Below are 233 nucleotides of genomic sequence, written 5' to 3'. Positions count from 1 at the left end.
GCAACAGACGGACAGTCGGGCGCCACAATCGCCAAGACAACTTAGTGTCAATCTTGATACCCGCGCCAACCAAAGAGACCAACACCACAATCTCGGTTAATTTCTCGACGATTAAACCATTATCAAGCGGATTTAAAAATGATAATGTCGTCCAATAATAACCCATCAGTAGACCAAAGCTGACTTGCAACATAGGTAAGGAGATAGGCGTGCGCTTAAAGATAATAGGAAAC

Annotated in this window: 1 protein-coding gene; it reads right to left on the bottom strand. The window is 43.8% G+C overall.

Annotated features, from left to right (window positions below; all coding sequences use genetic code 11):
- A partial coding sequence (locus AAEZ18_RS19765; protein ID WP_352256159.1) for a hypothetical protein occupies positions 1–233 on the bottom strand: 233 nt, incomplete at both ends.

This window comes from Pseudoalteromonas sp. 19-MNA-CIBAN-0066, assembly GCF_040308705.1.
GTDB lineage: Bacteria > Pseudomonadota > Gammaproteobacteria > Enterobacterales > Alteromonadaceae > Pseudoalteromonas > Pseudoalteromonas nigrifaciens.
The sequence above is the reverse complement of the archived record's forward strand: the minus strand, read 5'-3'. Positions and strand labels throughout refer to the sequence as shown.